This is a genomic window from Pseudomonas sputi, assembly GCF_021603585.1.
GTDB lineage: Bacteria > Pseudomonadota > Gammaproteobacteria > Pseudomonadales > Pseudomonadaceae > Aquipseudomonas > Aquipseudomonas sputi.
In genome coordinates, this window is the sequence record NZ_BQHI01000019.1 from 74,802 (window position 1) to 92,366 (window position 17,565).

Sequence of the window (17,565 nt, forward strand, 5' to 3'; positions counted from 1 at the left end):
ATGCTGCCCTTGTGGATCGCCCTGCAATTTCTCAGCAGCCTGCCGATTCGTCTGCCGGGCATGCCGGCGCCTGAACAGCTTGGCCGGTCGCTGTTGTTTTATCCGTTGGTGGGCTTGCTGTTCGGCGTGATTCTCTGGGCGCTGAACATTGCGTTGGCCGGCGCGCCATTGCTGTTGCACGCGGCCCTGTTGCTGACGGTGTGGGTGCTGCTCAGCGGCGCGTTGCATCTGGATGGACTGGCGGACAGCGCCGACGCGTGGCTCGGCGGTTTTGGTGATCGCGAGCGTACGCTGACGATCATGAAAGATCCGCGCAGCGGTCCGATCGCGGTGGTGACGCTGGTGCTGGTCTTGTTGCTCAAGTTCGCCGCGTTGCTGGCCTTGATCGAACAGCAGCAGAGCACGGCGTTGATCATCGTGCCGCTGATCGGGCGTGCGGCGCTGCTCGGGCTGTTCCTCACCACGACGTATGTGCGGGCCGGCGGATTAGGGCAGGCGCTGGCCGATCATCTGCCACGCAAGACCGGTTGGCAGGTGCTGGCGGGGAGTGCGGTGGCATGCATGGTGATCGCCGGGGTCAGCGCTGTCGTGGCGTTGCTGCTGTCGGTCGTCGTATTCGTCTGTCTGCGGCATCTGATGATGCGGCGACTGGGCGGAACCACCGGTGATACGGCCGGCGCCTTGCTGGAATTGCTGGAGATGTCAGTGCTGGTCGGGCTGGCCTTGTTTTGATAAGTAACTTTGATCTGTAACTTGATTTAACACAGTCGCGGGTATATACACGCATCATGCTTCCCTCTCAGTGTTTGTGCACCAACCTGCGACGCGCCGCCCGTGGCGTCAGCAGGCATTACGACGGCGCTCTCGACGGCTTCGGGATCAACGTTGCCCAGTATTCTCTGCTGTGCAATCTGCAGCGCCTGGATCAACCGAGCATTTCCGAACTGGCCGAAGCGATGGGCCTGGATCGCAGCACCCTCGGGCGCAATCTGCGGGTGCTGGAAGGTGAGGGCCTGGTGGCGCTGGCCGAAGGCGAAGACATGCGTAACCGCATCGTCCGGCTCACCGAAACCGGTGCGCAGCGCCTGGCAGCTGCCTTGCCGGCCTGGGAAGCGGCGCAGCAGCGGTTGATCGACCGACTGGGTGCCGAGAAGCGTGAAACCTTGCTGCGGCTATTGGATGAACTGGCCTGAGGGCCGGTTTTTTCCGAATGTAAGCGGGTATATACCCGCGACTGGAGAATAACAATGAGTTCGATGTGGCGTACGTGCGGTTGGGTGTTGCTGGGGAGTGCGCTGATTCTGGCGTTGTCATTGGGCGTGCGGCACGGCTTCGGGCTGTTTCTGTCGCCCATGAGCGCCCAGTTCGGTTGGGGCCGTGAAGTGTTCGCTTTCGCCATCGCCTTGCAGAACCTGATCTGGGGCCTGGCGCAACCGTTCACCGGCGCGCTGGCCGACCGTTTCGGCGCGGCGAAAGTGGTGCTGATCGGCGGCGTGCTCTACGCCTTGGGCCTGGTGTTCATGGGCCTGTCGGAAACTGCTTTGGGCTTGTCCCTGAGTGCCGGTTTGTTGATCGGCATCGGACTGTCCGGGACCTCGTTCTCGGTGATTCTCGGCGTCGTCGGCCGCGCCGTGCCACCGGAGAAACGCAGCATGGGCATGGGCATTGCCAGTGCCGCCGGTTCATTCGGCCAGTTCGCCATGTTGCCGGGCACCCTCGGGCTGATCGGCTGGCTCGGCTGGTCGGCGGCATTGTTGGTGCTGGGCCTGCTGGTGGCGCTGATCGTGCCGCTGGTGAGTATGCTCAAGGACAAACCGCTGCCGGTGCTCGGGCATGAACAAACCCTGTCCGAAGCCCTGCGCGAGGCCTGCTCGCACTCCGGGTTCTGGCTGCTGGCCTTCGGCTTTTTCGTCTGCGGATTTCAGGTGGTGTTCATTGGCGTGCACTTGCCGGCGTATCTGGTCGACCAGCATTTGCCGGCCAGTGTCGGTACGACCGTGCTGGCGTTGATCGGGCTGTTCAACATCTTCGGCACCTACACTGCCGGATGGCTCGGTGGACGCATGTCCAAGCCGCGTCTGCTGACCGGGTTGTACCTGTTGCGTGCCGTGGTGATCGTGCTGTTCCTGTGGCTGCCGGTGACGACGATTTCGGCCTATCTGTTCGGCATGGCGATGGGGTTCCTGTGGCTGTCGACGGTGCCGTTGACCAACGGTACGGTGGCGACCTTGTTCGGCGTGCGAAACCTGTCCATGCTCGGCGGTATCGTGTTCCTGTTCCATCAGTTGGGTTCGTTCCTCGGCGGCTGGCTGGGCGGGGTGGTGTATGACCGAACCGGGAGTTATGACTTGATCTGGCAAGTGGCGATTCTCTTGAGCCTGCTGGCGGCCGCGTTGAACTGGCCGGTGCACGAGCGCCCGGTCGAGCGCCTGCAACCGCGTGCGAGCGCTGCATGAACCGACTCTGGCCGCAGATTGTCGTCACCGCACTCGGCGCCGCGTTGCTGGCGCTGGTGTGGTGGGGCTGGCATCAGGGCGGGCTGGCACTGATGCAATTGGGCATGGGTGCTTGCTAGACCGGCGGGAGGGCGAGTAACGTCGAGGCCTGACGATTGCTCAAGGATGCCCGACATGCTCAAGCGCTGGTGTGCTGTTCCCGCGTTGCTGATGGCGTTGACCGGACTGGCCCAGGCCGCGGACTGTCCGGATCTGTTGCAAGGTTCGTTGCCCAAGTTGCGGGCCAAGGAATCCATCGACCTGTGTCAGCGCTACGCCGACAAACCGCTGGTGGTGATCAACACCGCCAGTTTCTGTGGTTTCGCTCCGCAGTTCGAGGGGCTGGAGGCGCTCAATCAGCGCTACAAGGCCCAGGGCCTGGAAATGCTCGGCGTGCCTTCCAATGACTTCAAGCAGGAGTCCAAGGACAGCGCCGAGACCGCCAAGGTCTGCTACGCCAACTACGGTGTGACGTTCACCATGACCGAACCGCAGAAGGTGCGGGGTGACGATGCGACTCATCTGTTCCAGGTGCTGGCCAAACAGAGCAGCGCGCCGAAGTGGAATTTCTACAAATACGTCATTGACCGTCAGGGCAAGGTGATCGCCAATTTCTCCAGCCTGACCAAACCGGACGATCCGGAATTTCTGGCGGCCATCGAGAAAGCCATTGCCTCCCAGCCGCTGAAACCCTGATCGACGCCATCAAAAAGCCCCGCCTCTGTGAAGAGAGCGGGGCTTTTTAGTAGGTGAGGCGTCAAATGGTAAAGAGCTCAGCCTCGCCGTACAGCATCAGAAGCGGTAGGTTGCGCCGACACCGAAGCCGTTTGCCGAGTTTTCGTACTGCGAGTTGTAGCTCTGGCCACGATTGTTCTCGTTGCGGATGTTGACCTTCTCTTCCTTCAGGTACGAGTAGGCAACGTCGATGGTCAGGTCTTCGGTCGGGCTCCAGCCGGCACCGATGCTGAAGATGGTCCGGTCGCCGGTCGGGATGCGTGGCGAACGGTCGACGTTGTTGGTCGGCGACTGGTCGAACGTCAGACCGGTACGCAGTACCCATTCCTTGTTCAACTGGTAGGACGTACCGATGGCGTAAGCCCAGGTGTCATGCCAGTTCTGCTCCTCGGTGATCTCGCCGAACTGGCCGGCCAGCAGCGGCTGTACGCCGGAGTTTTTGACGCTGATCTTTTCCAGCTGGCTCCAGCGAGTCCAGGTGGTACCGGCGTAGACGTTCCAGCGATCGTTGATCGCCTGGGTGACCGAGAGGTCCACGGATTCAGGCGTGGTGATCTTCAGCGACGCGTCGTACTTCTGGTTCGCACCCAGGCCGATCGCGCCCAGCACACCGTAGTTGACCTTGGTGTTGCCTTCGAGCTTGTAGTCGACCTTCGAGTGGTAGGTCAGACCCAGGCGAGTGCTGTCGGTAGCCTGCACCAGCACGCCGATGTTGTAGCCCAGTGCGGTGTCGTCGCCCTTGATCTTGACCTTGCCGTCCGGCGCTGCCTGAGTGATCGACAGGTTGGATTCCAGCGAGCCGTCGATGCGGTTGATGGTCGGGCCGAAACCGATCGACACGACATCGTTGAACTTGTAGCTGACCGTTGGCTGGAAGGTGATGATCTTGACTTCGGACTTGCTGCCGAAGTAACGGCCGGCGAAGCCGTTTTCATAGTCGGTGATCAGGCCGAAGGGTACGTATACACCCAGACCGAATGCCCAATGCTCGTCGATCGGCTTGACGTAGTAGCCCATAGGTACGGAAGTGAAGGGCACCATGTCGCCTTTGTTGCTGCCGCCGTTCGGGCTGGAGCTGGCGTCGCTGATATCGGTTTTTGCGTCGAGGAATGCAACACCGCCAGTGACTTGTTCGCGCGTGATGCGCGACATGCCGGCAGGGTTGCCGTAAACAGTGCTTGCGTCGTCGGCAGAAGAAGATCGCCCGGCGTACCCAGTCCCCATCCCGCTGATGCTGTGTTCGTTGATGGCAAAGCCAGCTGCGAAGATCTGGGTGGATGCCACGGTTACGGCAAGGCTAAGGGTGGTTTTGAGCATGACTTTTTTCATTATTAGAACTCCTGGTGATCACCGGGGCGGAAATTACCAACATTTTCGTCGCGGCGCTATAGTCCGTATGCCTTGATTTAGAGCGGTTTTGTAGGACAATCAGACCAGATTCGCGACCAGTTGCGCGATCTTGCGAAACCGGCGGGTCAGCAAGCGACCTGATTCAGCGGTGATACACAGGTCTGCCAGGCACAGGTGAAGTCGCGCAGACGACCTTGAGGCTGGAAGGTCTGACGCCAGATGCGCGCCATGCCCAGCAGATCGTTCGGCTCGGGGAGGATGGGGTTTTGTTCTTCGACCAGTAGCCAGGCGATGGCGGTGGCGTAACGCAGGTTGACGGTCAGTTCGAGGTGTGGGCCGCTGAGAAAGGCATGCTGGCTGGCGAGGCCGCGAACCAGGCTGGCGCGTTCCGGATCCAGCGCCAGGTAATGATCCCAGAGCGCCTGATGACGGTGTTCGGCAATCCGGTACAGGCCGTGGCCACGCCGGTCATGCAGGGCGGAACCGAGGGCGGACTGGCTGGCGGCAATGCCCAGCAACAGGGATTCGGCGGTTGCGCAGTGGCGTCCCAGGTAGATCAGCGTAGGACGGATCACGTAGCGGCACAGTTCGCTGGCAGCGATACCCATAAAACCCTCGGATCTTGTTATCGGGCGGCGAGACCTGAAGGGGGAGCTTGGCAGCTGTGGATCGACTCAGGCTCGCCGGAAGCGGATCACGCCGCTTGAGTTGAAGTGTAGTGTCATATTCGCGACGTAAAGGCCTGTTTTTAAAATATTTCCGGCGAGGTGTTATAACCGTTATATCGGATAGTGATTAAGCAGAAACTGGCGAAGGTGAAACATCGGGCAATAAAAAGCCCCGCATTTTTCAGCGGGGCTTTTGCTTTTGCAGCCATTTCGGCCTCTCAGGCGATCAATGCCTGACGGGTGCGATCAATCACGGCCTGCAGCGGTTCGGCGCTGGAGTATTGATCGGGGTACAGGCGCTCGCTGTGGCGGGCGATCCCGTGTTCATTGACCACGGTGAAGCTGAAGCAGCCTTTGCGAGCGGCCATGATCAGGCAGTTCATTGGAGCAAAAGCGTTGGTTAGGGTGCGAATGGCATCCTGAGTCTGGATTTGAGTCGACATAGTTATTAGGTGTTCCTACAAATGACACGGATAAGAACCGTGCAACTTTAAAACGTTCCAGTAACGTCAACCACCATTGGTCGAACGAAGAACCCGACTGGAACAAGGCAGCCAGTTCGAGCGCTATAAAAGTTGGCGCGCTTGGGCTGGCAGGTAGGTACTTAGGAGGACAGGCAACACATCGAGGGCAGAGGTTCTGGGCCCTTGGTGAAGATCCTGATCAATTTGCAGGTTGGTTCGGTCAGAGTAAGTGGTCTTCGCGACACCCTTTGCATTCGATTCAAAGGCTGTGTCGTCGCAAGATTTACCTGGAAACCATCGAGGGGTCGTTCCCGCTTTTATCGGTGGAGGCTTCTGCGAGAGAAGGGTGACCGTGGGGTGTATTCGACCGGAATTGACTTTCAGCTTGGTACTAACGCCGCGGATACTAACGGAACGATCCGCAGAAGGCAAACCCGCTGATCAAAAAGATTCCGGGTACGGCCCCCCGGTCCCGTGCCTGCCCCGATCTGGCTCACATTAAGACCGTCGGTCGCCATTATCTGGCAGGTGTTGAAGCTCGGCGCAGGGCCTTATCCCCAGCCTGAATGCCAAAACGACCCGAAAAGACGCATCGATATAACCGTGTAGCAGGTACTTGTGCACATTAGTTGCGCAGGCTGTAACCGCGCTGTCACACCCATCCTGACCCCGATAGCTGCCTGCATCGAAAGTTTAAGTCAATGAAAAACATCGCTTTTTTTAACTGGTGAAAAAATCGTCAGTTTGACTGCGAGCCCCATTCCACAAGGCTTTGCGGCGACTGGAGGGCGGTTGTCCACTGAGTTATCCACAGCTTCTGTGGATTGTCCCGAGCGCTTGCTCTAGCACGGGCGTGCCGGGTTTTTTTCGACTTTACCTGTGCGAAAAAAAGAGTAGAGTGGCGCGCCTTCCGATCTGTCCCACAGTGCTTTATGAAGTTTCGTTCAGCTCCAGAATCTGTTACCTCCCAACCCCCTCGTGTTACCGCTCCCAAGCGATTTTCCGTGCGCGTGGCCGAATGGCTGCTGGACAGCCCGCGTCTGGGCGACAGCCAGAATGCCAAGCACCTCGCCGGCCACCTGCTCAAGCAACCGGCCCGGGAAGGGGTGGTCGCGGCGCAGAGTCGCCTCGGCCAGTTGATGTGCCGCGAGTGCGGCAATGCACGGGATCGCCGGATCGGCCAGGATCTGCTGCGCCAGGCCGCCCGCGCCGGTGACCGACGCGCGCAACAGGAGCTCGGCCTGATCGAAGACTGAGCTGTCCAAGACCAGACACCTTGGTTAACCTTCAGGCTTTATCGGATCGGCGGAAATTACTATGGCGATGGACTTGACCAGCATCCTGCTGGGGCTGGCAGGTGCGGCGGTGCCGCTGCTGGCATTGGCCTGGCAACTGCAACGTCGGGCCAGTCAGAACCAGTCTGAAGTCGCGTTGCTCGAGGAGCGGCTGGCCATGGCGCAGATGGCCCAGGACGGCCTCACTGCACAACTTGAAGCCTGCCGTGATGAAGTCGCCGACCTCGGCCAGGCCAACGCCTCGAAACAAGCGGAGCTCGCCGCCGTGCGCCGGGAAGTCGAGCTGTTGCAGATCGAGCGCGATGACGCCCGTGACGCCGCCCATGCCTGGAACCTCGAACGCGCCAGCAAAGAAGCCGAATTGCGGCGCCTGGACGCCCAGGCCGCCTCGCTGAATGCCGAATTGCGCGAGCAACAGGAAAGCCATCAACAACGCCTGGATGACCTGCAAGGTTCTCGCGACGAGCTGCGCGCGCAGTTCGCGGAGCTGGCCGGCAAGATCTTCGATGAACGCGAACAACGCTTCGCCGAAACCAGCCAGCAGCGCCTCGGCCAGTTGCTTGACCCGTTGAAGGAGCGCATCCAGTCGTTCGAAAAACGTGTCGAGGAAAGCTACCAGGCCGAAGCCCGCGAGCGTTTTTCGCTGGCCAAGGAACTGGAGCGTTTGCAGCAACTGAATCTGCGCCTGAGCGATGAGGCGACTAATCTGACCCGCGCTCTGAAGGGCCAGAAAACCCAGGGTAACTGGGGCGAGCTGATTCTCGAGCGCGTGCTTGAGCATGCCGGGCTGGAGAAGGGCCGCGAGTACCAGACCCAGGTCAATCTCAAGGGGCCGGATGGCGAGCGTTTCCAGCCTGACGTGATCATTTATCTGCCGGGCGACAAGCAGGTGGTGGTCGACTCCAAGGTCAGCCTCACTGCGTATCAGCAATACGTCGCGGCGGACGACGACGCCATTGGCCAGATCGCCATGAAGCAACACGTGCTGTCCCTGCGCAGTCACGTCAAAGGCCTGGCCGGCAAGGATTACAAGCGACTGGAAGGTTTGCACAGCCTCGATTTCGTCTTGCTGTTCGTGCCCATCGAAGCCGCGTTTTCCGCCGCTTTGCAGGCCGAGCCGTCACTGTTCCAGGAAGCTTTCGATCGCAACATCGTGATCGTCAGCCCGACCACGCTGCTGGCAACGCTGCGGGTCATCGACAGTCTGTGGAAGCAGGAGCGTCAGAGCCAGAACGCCCGGGAAATCGCCGAGCGCGCCGGTTGGCTGTACGACAAGTTCGTGTTGTTCATTCAGGATCTGGACGAAGTCGGCAATCGCTTGCAGCAACTGGACAAGGCCTACAGCGCGGCGCGCAACAAGCTGACAGAAGGGCGGGGCAACCTGGTCAGCCGCAGCGAACAGCTCAAGTTGCTCGGCGCGCGAGCCAGCAAAAGCCTGCCGGCGGACCTGCTGGAACGCGCGATGACCGACGCCGACGGCCTGGTCGAGCTGCCTGAATAAGCCGCTCTTCTAGAGCGGCAAATAGCGACTCAACAACGCCCGCAACGCCGCCGGTTTCACCGGTTTGGCCAGATAATCCAGCCCCGCTGCATGCACCTGCGCCACGGTTTCCGGATGCCCGTCGGCGCTGATCACCACGCCGGGCACGGGCTCGCCCAGACGCGTGCGCAGCCACGCCATCAACTCGGTGCCGGTTTCGCCGTGATCCAGGTGATAGTCCACCAGCGCCAGTTGTGGCCGCACGCCGTCGGCGAGCAGTGTCGCGCATTCTTCGCGGTTGCGCGCGGTCCAGACCCGGCAGCCCCAGCGCGTGAGCAGGCTGTTCATGCCGATCAGAATGCTGTCTTCGTTGTCGATGCACAGCACCTGCGCGCCGCTGTGCAATTTGCCATTGATTTCCACCGCTGCTGGCGGCTGCAGGGTCTGCGCTTTGGCCAACGGCACGCGGACACTGAACACGCTGCCGCGCCCCGGCCATGAGCGCACGCGCAAGCTATGGCCGAGCACGCGGCACAGACCATCGGCGATCGCCAGCCCCAGGCCCAGACCTTTTTCGGCGCGGGTCTGGTGACTGTCGAGGCGTTTGAATTCCTCGAAGATCACTTGCTGTTTGTCCTCCGGAATCCCCGGCCCGCGATCCCACACTTCCAGACAGATTTCGCCTTGGCGCCGACGCACGCCCAGCAGCACCGGGCCTTTTGCGTAGCGGAAAGCGTTAGTGAGGAAGTTCTGCAGAATCCGCCGCAGCAACTTGATGTCGCTGTCGATGCGCAATTGACTGCCTCGAACCCGGAAACTCAAGCCCTGTTCCTGGGCCAGTGCCTTGAACTCTGCGCCGAGAATATCGAACAGCTCATTGACCGCGAACGGCTTGCGATCCGGGTTGATCTTGCCGTTCTCCAGGCGGGAAATGTCCAGCAGGTCACTGATCAGGTCTTCAGCCGAACGCAGCGAACTGTCCAGATGCTGCACCAGTTTCTGCGCTTCGCTGCTCAAACCGTCCTCCTGATGGGAGAGGGCGGCGGAGAACAGTCGCGCGGCGTTCAACGGCTGCATCAGGTCGTGGCTGACCGCTGCGAGGAAGCGGGTCTTGGACTGGTTGGCCGCCTCGGCATTGCCCTTGGCTTCCGTCAGCGCGACGTTGAGTTGCGACAGTTCCTGGGTCCGTTCGCTGACCCGTTGCTCCAGCCCTTCGTTGGCTTCGGTCAGGGCCTGTTCGGCTTCGCGGAACGCGGTAATGTCGGTAAAACTCATGACGAAACCGCCGCCGGGCATCGGGTTGCCGATCAGCTCGATCACCCGGCCGTTGGGGAACAGTCGTTCCGAGGTGTGGGCGCGACCCTGGCGCATCCAGTGCAGGCGCCGGGCAACATGGACTTCCGCTTCGCCGGGGCCGCACAAACCGCGTTCGGCGTTGTGGCGAATGATGTCGGCAATCGGTCGGCCAACGCTGATCAAGCCGTCCGGATAGTTGAACAGCTCCAGATAGCGGCGGTTCCAGGCCACCAGTTTCAGCGACTGGTCGACCACGCTGATGCCCTGGGTAATGTTCTCGATCGCACCTTGCAACAGCGCGCGGTTGAACTGCAGCACCTCCGAGGCTTCGTCGGCGATCCGGACGACGTCCTCCAGTTGCATTTCCCGACCTTCGATGGCGGCTTTTACGACCGCTCGCGTCGAAGAAGCGCCCAGAACACCGGCCAGCAAACGCTCGGTGTGGGCGATCCATTCGCCGTCAGCGTTCTGGTTCGGATTGAAGCCTTTGCCCTGGCGGTAGGCGAAGCGGATGAAGCTCTGCCGCGCGCGTTCTTCACCGACAAAGCGTGCCGCCAGTTGCAGCAAGTCATCGATCTGCACCGCCAGCATCGAGCGTGCGTTCGGCCGGGCGCTGATTTCCTGGCCGATAAAACGCCCGGCCTGCCAGTGCTCCGACACCCGGGTGCGCGACAGCACCGAGACCCAGGCGAACAACGTGAAGTTGCCCGCCAGTGACAGCACCACGCCTTGGGTCAGCGGGCTGATCGGCAGGTTCAACGGGTTGCTGTGCAGCCAGGCAAGGCCGGGGAAACTGTCCAGCGACCAGCCGAGGCTGCGCGCAGCGATCGGCAGGACAAGGGTGTAGAACCACAGGAATGTGCCGGCGGCGAGGCCGGCGAACACGCCGCGGCGGTTGGCCTGTTTCCAGTACAGCGCGCCCAGCATCGCCGGGGCCAGTTGAGTGACCGCCGCGAAAGCGATCTGGCCGATGGTCGCCAGGCTCGCGGTGGAACCGAGCAAGCGGTAACTGACGTAGGCCAGCAACAGAATCACCACGATGCTGACCCGGCGCACCGAAAGCATCCACTGACGGAACACTTCGAACGGCCGCTCGGCATTGTTGCGGCGCAGCAGCCACGGTAACAGCATGTCGTTGGACACCATGGTCGACAGTGCCACACTCGCCACGATCACCATGCCGGTGGCCGCCGATGCACCGCCGATAAACGCCAGCATCGCCAGCGCCGGGTGGGCCTGGGCCAATGGCAGGCTGATGACGAAAGAGTCGGGGATGACCGAGCTGGGCAGCATCATCTGACCGGCCAAGGCGATCGGGACTACAAACAGCGCGGCCAATGCGAGGTAGGCCGGGAACACCCACTTGGCCAGGCGCAGATCCTGCGGGTCGATGTTCTCGACCACCGTTACGTGAAACTGCCGGGGCAGGCAGATGATCGCCATCATCGCCACGCCGGTCTGCACCACCATCGACGGCCAGTTGATGGTTTCTTTCCAGTATTCCTCAAGGCGCGGGGCGAGCATCGCCTGATTGAACAGGTCATCGAAGCCGTCATACAGCCCGTAGGTGACAAAGGCACCGACGGCGAGAAAGGCGAACAGCTTGACCAGCGATTCAAAGGCAATCGCCAGCACCATGCCGCGGTGGTGCTCGGTGGCATCGAGGTTGCGCGTACCGAAGACGATGGTGAACAGCGCCAGCACCAGCGACACGATCAGCGCGGTGTCCTGGGCGCGGGTGCCCATGGCGTCGGCGCCGGCACCGATCAGCAGGTTCACGCCGAGGACGATGCCCTTGAGCTGCAAGGCGATATAGGGAAGGACGCCGACCAGGCAGATCAGCGCGACGACCACCGCCAACGACTGGGATTTGCCGTAACGGGCGGCGATGAAGTCGGCGATGGAGGTGATGTTCTCCTGTTTGCTGATCATCACCATTTTCTGCAGCACCCACGGCGCACCGAGCAGCAGCAGGATAGGCCCGAGATAGATCGGCAGGAATGACCACAGTTGTTCGGCGGCCTGGCCGACCGCGCCAAAGAACGTCCAGCTGGTGCAATAGACCGCCAGCGACAGGCTGTACACCCAGGCACGCACCCGCGGCGGCAACGGTGTGCTGCGACGGTCGCCGTAGAAGGCGATGACGAACATGATGGCCATATAGGCCAGGGCGACGGCGGCGATCAGCCCGGTGGACAACGACATGGAACACTCCCGACAGAAAACGACCGGACTCGCGCCCGGTCAGACAGTCTCGCACGGGCGCGGCGGTTAGTCAGTGTCGACCAAGGTCGTGGCGCGGCGGGGTGTCGCAGGAACAGAACCGGGCAGTTCTGGGGTCAGTCTGGCTTGAGTGCGATGTCGATCAAGCGGTGCAGTTCTTCGACTTCCAGCGGCGCTGCCGAAAACAGAATGCGGAACACCACCGGGGACACCACCAGATTGATCAGCCGATCCACGCTCGGCGCCGACTCCTCGGGGTGACGCTTGATGATGGTCTGCAGCTGCGCGCCGATGATCGCCACGCAATAGCCCGGCGTCGCACTCGCCTGCACGTCGCGCATCATGTTGCGCCCGGGTTCCGAACTCATTTCGTCGAGATATTGTTCGGCCCAGGCGCGGATATCGCTGCGCAGGCTGCCGGTTGCAGCCGGCTCGCTGTCGGGGCGCATGCGGGCGAGGGCGACGTCGGCCAGCAAGGCCGCCAGATCGCCCCAGCGCCGATAAATCGTCGACGGCGTCACGCCGGCGCGCGCCGCGATTTGCGGGACGGTCACCGTTGAACGCTCCTGTTCTTGTAGAAGCGCGCGGACTGCCGAGTGAATCGACTCCTGCACCCGGGCACTGCGGCCGCCCGGGCGTAAACCTTCTTTAATAGCCATGCGGCAGACCTTAACACAAAGAATTTGCTTTAAGCGCAAGCCGAGAGCACACTCCGCAAAAGCAAAAAATTAGCTTTTGCGGAGTATGCCCATGACCAGCCTTGCTTCCCATCGTTCCAGCCTGTGGTTTCTGGCGATCACCTTACTGAGTTTTCTCGCCGCTTCCACTGCGCCGACGCCGTTGTATCACTTGTACCAGGATCAACTGCATTTTTCGGCAGCCGTACTGACCCTGATTTTCGGCGTCTACGCCCTCAGTCTGCTGGCTGCGTTGCTGACGGTCGGGTCGCTGTCGGATCACCTGGGACGCAAACCGGTGATCTTCACCGCCGTGACGCTCAATGCGCTGGCGATGCTGCTGTTTATTTACGCTGACAGCGTGGGCTGGCTGATCGGCGCGCGAGTGCTGCAAGGTTTCGCCACCGGCATGGCCACCGCCGTGTTGAGTGCCACGCTGCTGGACACCGACCGTCAGCAAGGGCCGTTGATCAATAGCGTTGCGCCGTTGCTGGGTATGGCGTTGGGCAGCATGGGCTGCGGCTTGCTGGCCGAGTTCGCTCCGGCGCCGTTGCAATTGACCTATTGGCTGTTGCTCACACTGTTTGTGTTGCAGGGGATTTATGTCTGGCGCCTGCCGGAAAGCGTCTCGCCGCAGGCAGGAGCGTGGGCCTCGTTGCGGCCGACCCTGCACGTGCCGGTTCAGGCGCGTTCGACGCTGTGGCGAGTATTGCCGCTGAACACCGCGACCTGGGCGCTCGGCGGTTTCTATGCCTCGCTGGCGCCGTCGCTGGTGCGCACGGCCACTGGCTCGACCTCCAACCTGATCGGCGGCGCGACCGTGGCGGCGCTGACCGTGACCGGTGCGTTGATGATCTTCACGTTGCGCAATCGTCCTGCCTCCCGGGCGCTGCAACTCGGGGCGAGCCTGCTTCCGGTCGGTATTGTGCTGATTCTGTTGGGCGTGCACAGCGCCAGTCTGTCGTTGTTCTTCTTCGGCACGCTGGTGGCCGGTTGTGGATTTGGCTCCGGTTTTCTCGGTGCGGTGCGCAGCCTGGTGCCGCTGGCATTGCCCCATGAGCGAGCCGGTTTGATGTCGGCGTTTTATGTGCTGAGTTACCTGGCGTTCTGTCTGCCGGCGTTGCTGGCCGGGCATTTCACCCACAGCCTGGGCCTGCTGGCCACCACCGATGTGTATGGCGCGGTGCTGATCGTGCTGGCGGTCGGTGCGCTGCTGATGAGTTTCCGGGCGCAAGCGGCCAAGACCTGCAGCGCTCCATAAGCCCGTCGGATTCGGTTAGCCTTGGCCAGCCCCTTCTTCTCACGGATCGACGCATGAAGATTATCCGCAGCAAGACCTTCACCGCCGAGCGCGCCTGGGGCGCGCTCGACATCGCCAACATGAACGGCATCACCACGCGTCTGCACTGGACCGATCAGCCGTACAAATGGCACGTCAATGACGGCGAGGAAGTGTTCGTGGTGCTCGACGGCCAGGTGCTCATGCACTATCGCGAAGAAGATGAGGAGAAGCAGGTCTTGCTTGATGTTGGCGACATCTTCTACGCCTCCATTGGTACCGAACACGTCGCTCATCCGCAGGGCGCGGCGCGGATTCTGGTGATCGAAACCGAAGGCAGTGTCTGACTGCATATCTACAAAACTGATAACAGTTAGAGATATTACCCGTTATATAGATATTCGATTCGGTTCTACCATGAGCTCAACCTCACCTGAGGACAGGAGTTCATGATGATTTGCCCCAACAGTGCCAAACCCGGTATCAAGCCATTCAGCCAGCTTCAGCACCCGCGTGAAGTGATCCGCCAATTCACCCCGAACTGGTTCGCCGCCACCATGGGCACCGGCGTGCTGGCGTTGGCGCTGGCGCAATTGCCTGTCGCCATTCCCGGGTTGCACGCCGTGGCCGAAGGGTTGTGGATGTTCAACATTCTGTTGTTCGTGCTGTTTACCGCTGCCTACGCCGCGCGCTGGATTCTGTTCTTCGACGAGGCGCGGCGGATCTTCGGCCACTCCACGGTTTCGATGTTCTTCGGCACCATTCCCATGGGGCTGGCGACGATCATCAACGGCTTTCTGCTGTTCGGTCTGCCGCGCTGGGGCGACGGGGTGATTCAACTGGCCGAGGCGTTGTGGTGGCTGGACGTGGCGATGTCGCTGGCCTGCGGCGTGCTGATTCCCTACATGATGTTTACCCGTCAGGAACACAGCATCGATCAGATGACTGCCGTCTGGCTGCTGCCGGTGGTGGCCGCGGAAGTGGCGGCGGCCAGCGGTGGACTGCTGGCGCCGCATCTCGCCGATGCGCACTCGCAACTGGTGGTGCTGGTGACCAGTTACGTGCTCTGGGCGTTTTCCCTGCCGGTAGCGTTCAGCATCCTGACCATCCTCTTGCTGCGCATGGCCTTGCACAAACTGCCCCACGAAAACATGGCGGCCTCGAGCTGGCTGGCCCTGGGGCCGATCGGCACCGGTGCCTTGGGCATGTTGCTGCTGGGCGGCGACGCTCCGGCGATCTTCGCGGCCAGCGGTATGTCGGGCGTCGGTGAAATCGCGTCGGGCCTGGGCCTGGTCGCCGGGATCACGCTCTGGGGGTTCGGTCTGTGGTGGATGCTGATAGCGCTGCTGATCACCGTGCGTTACTTGCGTGACGGCATCCCGTTCAACCTTGGCTGGTGGGGTTTCACTTTCCCGTTGGGCGTGTATTCGCTGGCAACCCTGAAACTGGGTAGCACGTTGCACCTGACTTTCTTTAACGTGGCCGGTTGTGTACTGGTGACGTTGCTGGCGGTGATGTGGCTGATCGTCGGTAAACGCACACTGCAAGGCGCGTGGCGCGGCGAGCTGTTTGTTTCACCGTGCATTGCAGGTTTGAAGAAATAACCGGCGAAGATTAGGTAATGTGTGGCCTGGATCGCGGTTCGAGATTCTTATAAGCGTAGCGAGGCCACTCGCTACCTTCTTTTCCAAAAAAACAACAGGGTCACACGGAAGATGAGTCACCCCTCACAGTTCAACCTGCTGCGTACCCGGCGCTTCCTGCCGTTCTTCATCACCCAGTCGCTGGGCGCGTTCAACGATAACGTGTTCAAGCAGTCGCTGATCCTCGCCATTCTCTATCGGCTGACCATCGAGGGTGACCGCTCGATCTGGGTCAACCTGTGCGCGTTGCTGTTTATTCTGCCGTTCTTTCTGTTCTCGGCGCTGGCCGGGCAGTTCGGGGAAAAATTCGCCAAGGATGCGTTGATCCGTCTGATCAAACTGGCAGAAATCGCCATCATGGCCGTGGGATCCGTCGGCTTTCTGTTCGATCACCTGTCGCTGATGCTGGTGGCGCTGTTCGCCATGGGCACGCACTCGGCGCTGTTCGGGCCGGTGAAGTATTCGATCCTGCCGCAGGCCTTGCGCGACGATGAACTGGTCGGCGGCAACGGGTTGGTGGAGATGGGTACGTTCCTGGCGATCCTGGCCGGGACCATCGGCGCAGGGGTGATGATGTCCTCGGCCAATTACGCGCCGGTGGTCTCCGCCGCGATCGTCGGTATCGCTGTACTGGGTTATCTGGCCAGTCGCAGCATTCCCCGCGCCGCGGCGGCCACCCCGGAGATGCGCCTGAACTGGAACATCTTCAGTCAGTCCTGGGCGACCTTGAAACTCGGCCTGGGACAGACGCCAGCGGTGTCGCGCTCGATTGTCGGCAACTCGTGGTTCTGGTTTGTCGGGGCGATTTATCTGACGCAGATCCCGGCTTATGCCAAGGAATGGATGCACGGCGACGAAACCGTGGTCACCCTGATTCTGACGGTGTTTTCCGTCGGTATCGCGCTGGGTTCGATGCTGTGCGAAAAGCTTTCCGGGCGCAAAGTCGAGATCGGCCTGGTGCCGTTCGGCTCGTTCGGCCTGACCGTTTTCGGGCTGTTGCTGTGGTGGCACTCCGGTGGAGTTCCAGAAAACCCCGTCGGCCACAGCTGGACCGAAGTGCTCGGTTTTGGCCATGCGTGGGCGGTGTTGATCGATGTGTTGGGTCTCGGAATTTTTGGCGGTTTTTACATCGTGCCGTTGTACGCATTGATCCAGTCACGCACCGCCGAGAACGAGCGGGCGCGAGTGATCGCGGCCAACAACATTCTCAACGCGCTGTTCATGGTGATTTCGGCGATTGTCACCATCGTGTTGTTGAGCATGGTCAAGCTGTCGATTCCGCAACTGTTCCTGGTGGTGTCGCTGCTGAACATCGGCGTCAACGCCTACATCTTCAAGATCGTCCCCGAGTTCAGCATGCGGTTCATGATCTGGCTGCTCAGCCATTCCATGTACCGCGTCGAGCATCGCAACCTTGAGGCGATTCCCGATGAGGGCGCGGCGTTGCTGGTGTGCAACCACGTGTCGTTCGTCGATGCCTTGCTGATCGGTGGCGCGGTGCGTCGGCCGATTCGCTTTGTCATGTACTACAAGATCTACAACCTGCCGGTGCTGAACTTTATCTTCCGCACGGCGGGGACCATTCCTATCGCCGGACGCCAGGAAGACATCCAGATCTACGAAAAGGCCTTCACCCGGATTGCCCAGTATCTGAAGGAAGGTGAGCTGGTGTGCATCTTCCCGGAAGGCAAGTTGACCGCCGATGGCGAGATCAACGAGTTCAAGGGCGGGCTGACGCGGATTCTCGAGGAGACGCCGGTGCCGGTGATTCCGCTGGCGTTGCAGGGCTTGTGGGGGAGTTTCTTCAGTCGCGATCCGAACAAGGGGGTGTTCCGGCGCTTGTGGTCGCGGGTGACGCTGGTGGCGGGTTCGCCGGTAGCCGTTGAAGCGGCACAACCGGCAGTGCTGCAGACGTTGGTCGGGGAATTGCGCGGGACTGTCAGGTAGTTGTTTATGAAGC

The 17,565-nt window shown here is 61.1% G+C and carries 16 protein-coding genes; 11 read left to right on the plus strand and 5 right to left on the minus strand.

The annotated features are described in order from the left end of the window. From L6D81_RS21870 to L6D81_RS21885, 5 genes are read left to right on the plus strand one after another with little or no spacing between them, the layout of a single operon-like run. On the plus strand, positions 1–732 hold the full coding sequence (locus L6D81_RS21870) for an adenosylcobinamide-GDP ribazoletransferase (RefSeq protein WP_236181896.1): 732 nt from the start codon (positions 1–3) through the stop codon (positions 730–732). A gap of 56 nt (positions 733–788) precedes the next feature. Then, positions 789–1,193: a MarR family winged helix-turn-helix transcriptional regulator gene (locus tag L6D81_RS21875; RefSeq protein WP_007950413.1), complete on the plus strand. Its 405-nt coding sequence runs from the start codon at positions 789–791 to the stop codon at positions 1,191–1,193. Positions 1,194–1,247: 54 nt separating this feature from the next. Then, a complete protein-coding gene (locus L6D81_RS21880; RefSeq protein WP_236181897.1) occupies positions 1,248–2,456 on the plus strand; it encodes an MFS transporter in 1,209 nt (402 codons plus the stop codon). After that, complete coding sequence (locus L6D81_RS29550) at positions 2,453–2,575, plus strand: hypothetical protein (protein WP_276574222.1); 123 nt, start codon at positions 2,453–2,455, stop codon at positions 2,573–2,575. The genes L6D81_RS21880 and L6D81_RS29550 overlap by 4 nt, the downstream gene beginning before the upstream one ends. Before the next feature lie 55 nt (positions 2,576–2,630). Continuing rightward, positions 2,631–3,191 carry a glutathione peroxidase gene (locus L6D81_RS21885; protein WP_039769833.1) on the plus strand — a complete coding sequence of 187 codons (561 nt, stop codon included), beginning with the start codon at positions 2,631–2,633 and terminating at the stop codon, positions 3,189–3,191. A 96-nt stretch (positions 3,192–3,287) separates the two neighbouring features. Here L6D81_RS21885 and L6D81_RS21890 read toward each other — a convergent pair whose 3' ends face one another. From L6D81_RS21890 to L6D81_RS21900, 3 genes are all read right to left on the minus strand, one after another. Beyond that, positions 3,288–4,559, minus strand: a complete 1,272-nt coding sequence (locus tag L6D81_RS21890) for an OmpP1/FadL family transporter (RefSeq protein ID WP_236181898.1) — start codon at positions 4,557–4,559, stop codon at positions 3,288–3,290. Between the two features lie 146 nt (positions 4,560–4,705). Then, positions 4,706–5,188 (minus strand): hypothetical protein, encoded by a 483-nt coding sequence (locus L6D81_RS21895; protein ID WP_236181899.1) that lies wholly within the window; start codon positions 5,186–5,188, stop codon positions 4,706–4,708. Positions 5,189–5,466: 278 nt separating this feature from the next. After that, positions 5,467–5,691: a hypothetical protein gene (locus L6D81_RS21900; protein ID WP_007950419.1), complete on the minus strand. Its 225-nt coding sequence runs from the start codon at positions 5,689–5,691 to the stop codon at positions 5,467–5,469. A 953-nt stretch (positions 5,692–6,644) separates the two neighbouring features. On the opposite strand from L6D81_RS21900, the gene L6D81_RS21905 reads away from it, so the two are divergent. Together L6D81_RS21905 and L6D81_RS21910 are read left to right on the plus strand one after the other, a co-directional pair. Next, a complete protein-coding gene (locus L6D81_RS21905) occupies positions 6,645–6,968 on the plus strand; it encodes an SEL1-like repeat protein (RefSeq protein ID WP_236181900.1) in 324 nt (107 codons plus the stop codon). A gap of 175 nt (positions 6,969–7,143) precedes the next feature. After that, on the plus strand, positions 7,144–8,508 hold the full coding sequence (locus L6D81_RS21910) for a DNA recombination protein RmuC (protein WP_236181913.1): 1,365 nt from the start codon (positions 7,144–7,146) through the stop codon (positions 8,506–8,508). Positions 8,509–8,517: 9 nt separating this feature from the next. Here the strand turns inward: L6D81_RS21910 and L6D81_RS21915 are convergent, their stop codons facing one another. Together L6D81_RS21915 and L6D81_RS21920 are read right to left on the minus strand one after the other, a co-directional pair. Next, on the minus strand, positions 8,518–11,988 hold the full coding sequence (locus L6D81_RS21915; RefSeq protein ID WP_236181901.1) for a hybrid sensor histidine kinase/response regulator: 3,471 nt from the start codon (positions 11,986–11,988) through the stop codon (positions 8,518–8,520). 134 nt (positions 11,989–12,122) lie between these two features. Next, complete coding sequence (locus tag L6D81_RS21920; RefSeq protein WP_236181902.1) at positions 12,123–12,665, minus strand: TetR/AcrR family transcriptional regulator; 543 nt, start codon at positions 12,663–12,665, stop codon at positions 12,123–12,125. 91 nt (positions 12,666–12,756) lie between these two features. On the opposite strand from L6D81_RS21920, the gene L6D81_RS21925 reads away from it, so the two are divergent. From L6D81_RS21925 to L6D81_RS21940, 4 genes are all read left to right on the plus strand, one after another. After that, positions 12,757–13,944: an MFS transporter gene (locus L6D81_RS21925; protein WP_236181903.1), complete on the plus strand. Its 1,188-nt coding sequence runs from the start codon at positions 12,757–12,759 to the stop codon at positions 13,942–13,944. A gap of 53 nt (positions 13,945–13,997) precedes the next feature. Continuing rightward, positions 13,998–14,309, plus strand: coding sequence for a cupin domain-containing protein (locus L6D81_RS21930; protein WP_236181904.1), 312 nt, complete (start codon positions 13,998–14,000; stop codon positions 14,307–14,309). Between the two features lie 105 nt (positions 14,310–14,414). Beyond that, the gene (locus tag L6D81_RS21935) at positions 14,415–15,566 is read left to right on the plus strand and encodes a TDT family transporter (protein WP_236181905.1); all 1,152 of its coding nucleotides are present in this window, start codon (positions 14,415–14,417) and stop codon (positions 15,564–15,566) included. Positions 15,567–15,677: 111 nt separating this feature from the next. Further along, positions 15,678–17,552 (plus strand): MFS transporter, encoded by a 1,875-nt coding sequence (locus L6D81_RS21940; protein WP_236181906.1) that lies wholly within the window; start codon positions 15,678–15,680, stop codon positions 17,550–17,552. Positions 17,553–17,565 lie beyond the last annotated feature (13 nt).

What these genes read in the sequence shown, in the direction of transcription:
- L6D81_RS21870 (WP_236181896.1), top strand. Translation starts at nt 1, where the DNA reads ATGCTGCCCTTGTGGATCGCCCTGCAATTTCTCAGCAGCCTGCCGATT.
- L6D81_RS21875 (WP_007950413.1), top strand. Translation starts at nt 789, where the DNA reads ATGCTTCCCTCTCAGTGTTTGTGCACCAACCTGCGACGCGCCGCCCGT.
- L6D81_RS21880 (WP_236181897.1), top strand. Translation starts at nt 1,248, where the DNA reads ATGAGTTCGATGTGGCGTACGTGCGGTTGGGTGTTGCTGGGGAGTGCG.
- L6D81_RS29550 (WP_276574222.1), top strand. Translation starts at nt 2,453, where the DNA reads ATGAACCGACTCTGGCCGCAGATTGTCGTCACCGCACTCGGCGCCGCG.
- L6D81_RS21885 (WP_039769833.1), top strand. Translation starts at nt 2,631, where the DNA reads ATGCTCAAGCGCTGGTGTGCTGTTCCCGCGTTGCTGATGGCGTTGACC.
- L6D81_RS21890 (WP_236181898.1), bottom strand. Translation starts at nt 4,559, where the DNA reads ATGAAAAAAGTCATGCTCAAAACCACCCTTAGCCTTGCCGTAACCGTG.
- L6D81_RS21895 (WP_236181899.1), bottom strand. Translation starts at nt 5,188, where the DNA reads ATGGGTATCGCTGCCAGCGAACTGTGCCGCTACGTGATCCGTCCTACG.
- L6D81_RS21900 (WP_007950419.1), bottom strand. Translation starts at nt 5,691, where the DNA reads ATGTCGACTCAAATCCAGACTCAGGATGCCATTCGCACCCTAACCAAC.
- L6D81_RS21905 (WP_236181900.1), top strand. Translation starts at nt 6,645, where the DNA reads ATGAAGTTTCGTTCAGCTCCAGAATCTGTTACCTCCCAACCCCCTCGT.
- L6D81_RS21915 (WP_236181901.1), bottom strand. Translation starts at nt 11,988, where the DNA reads ATGTCGTTGTCCACCGGGCTGATCGCCGCCGTCGCCCTGGCCTATATG.
- L6D81_RS21920 (WP_236181902.1), bottom strand. Translation starts at nt 12,665, where the DNA reads ATGGCTATTAAAGAAGGTTTACGCCCGGGCGGCCGCAGTGCCCGGGTG.
- L6D81_RS21925 (WP_236181903.1), top strand. Translation starts at nt 12,757, where the DNA reads ATGACCAGCCTTGCTTCCCATCGTTCCAGCCTGTGGTTTCTGGCGATC.
- L6D81_RS21930 (WP_236181904.1), top strand. Translation starts at nt 13,998, where the DNA reads ATGAAGATTATCCGCAGCAAGACCTTCACCGCCGAGCGCGCCTGGGGC.
- L6D81_RS21935 (WP_236181905.1), top strand. Translation starts at nt 14,415, where the DNA reads ATGATTTGCCCCAACAGTGCCAAACCCGGTATCAAGCCATTCAGCCAG.
- L6D81_RS21940 (WP_236181906.1), top strand. Translation starts at nt 15,678, where the DNA reads ATGAGTCACCCCTCACAGTTCAACCTGCTGCGTACCCGGCGCTTCCTG.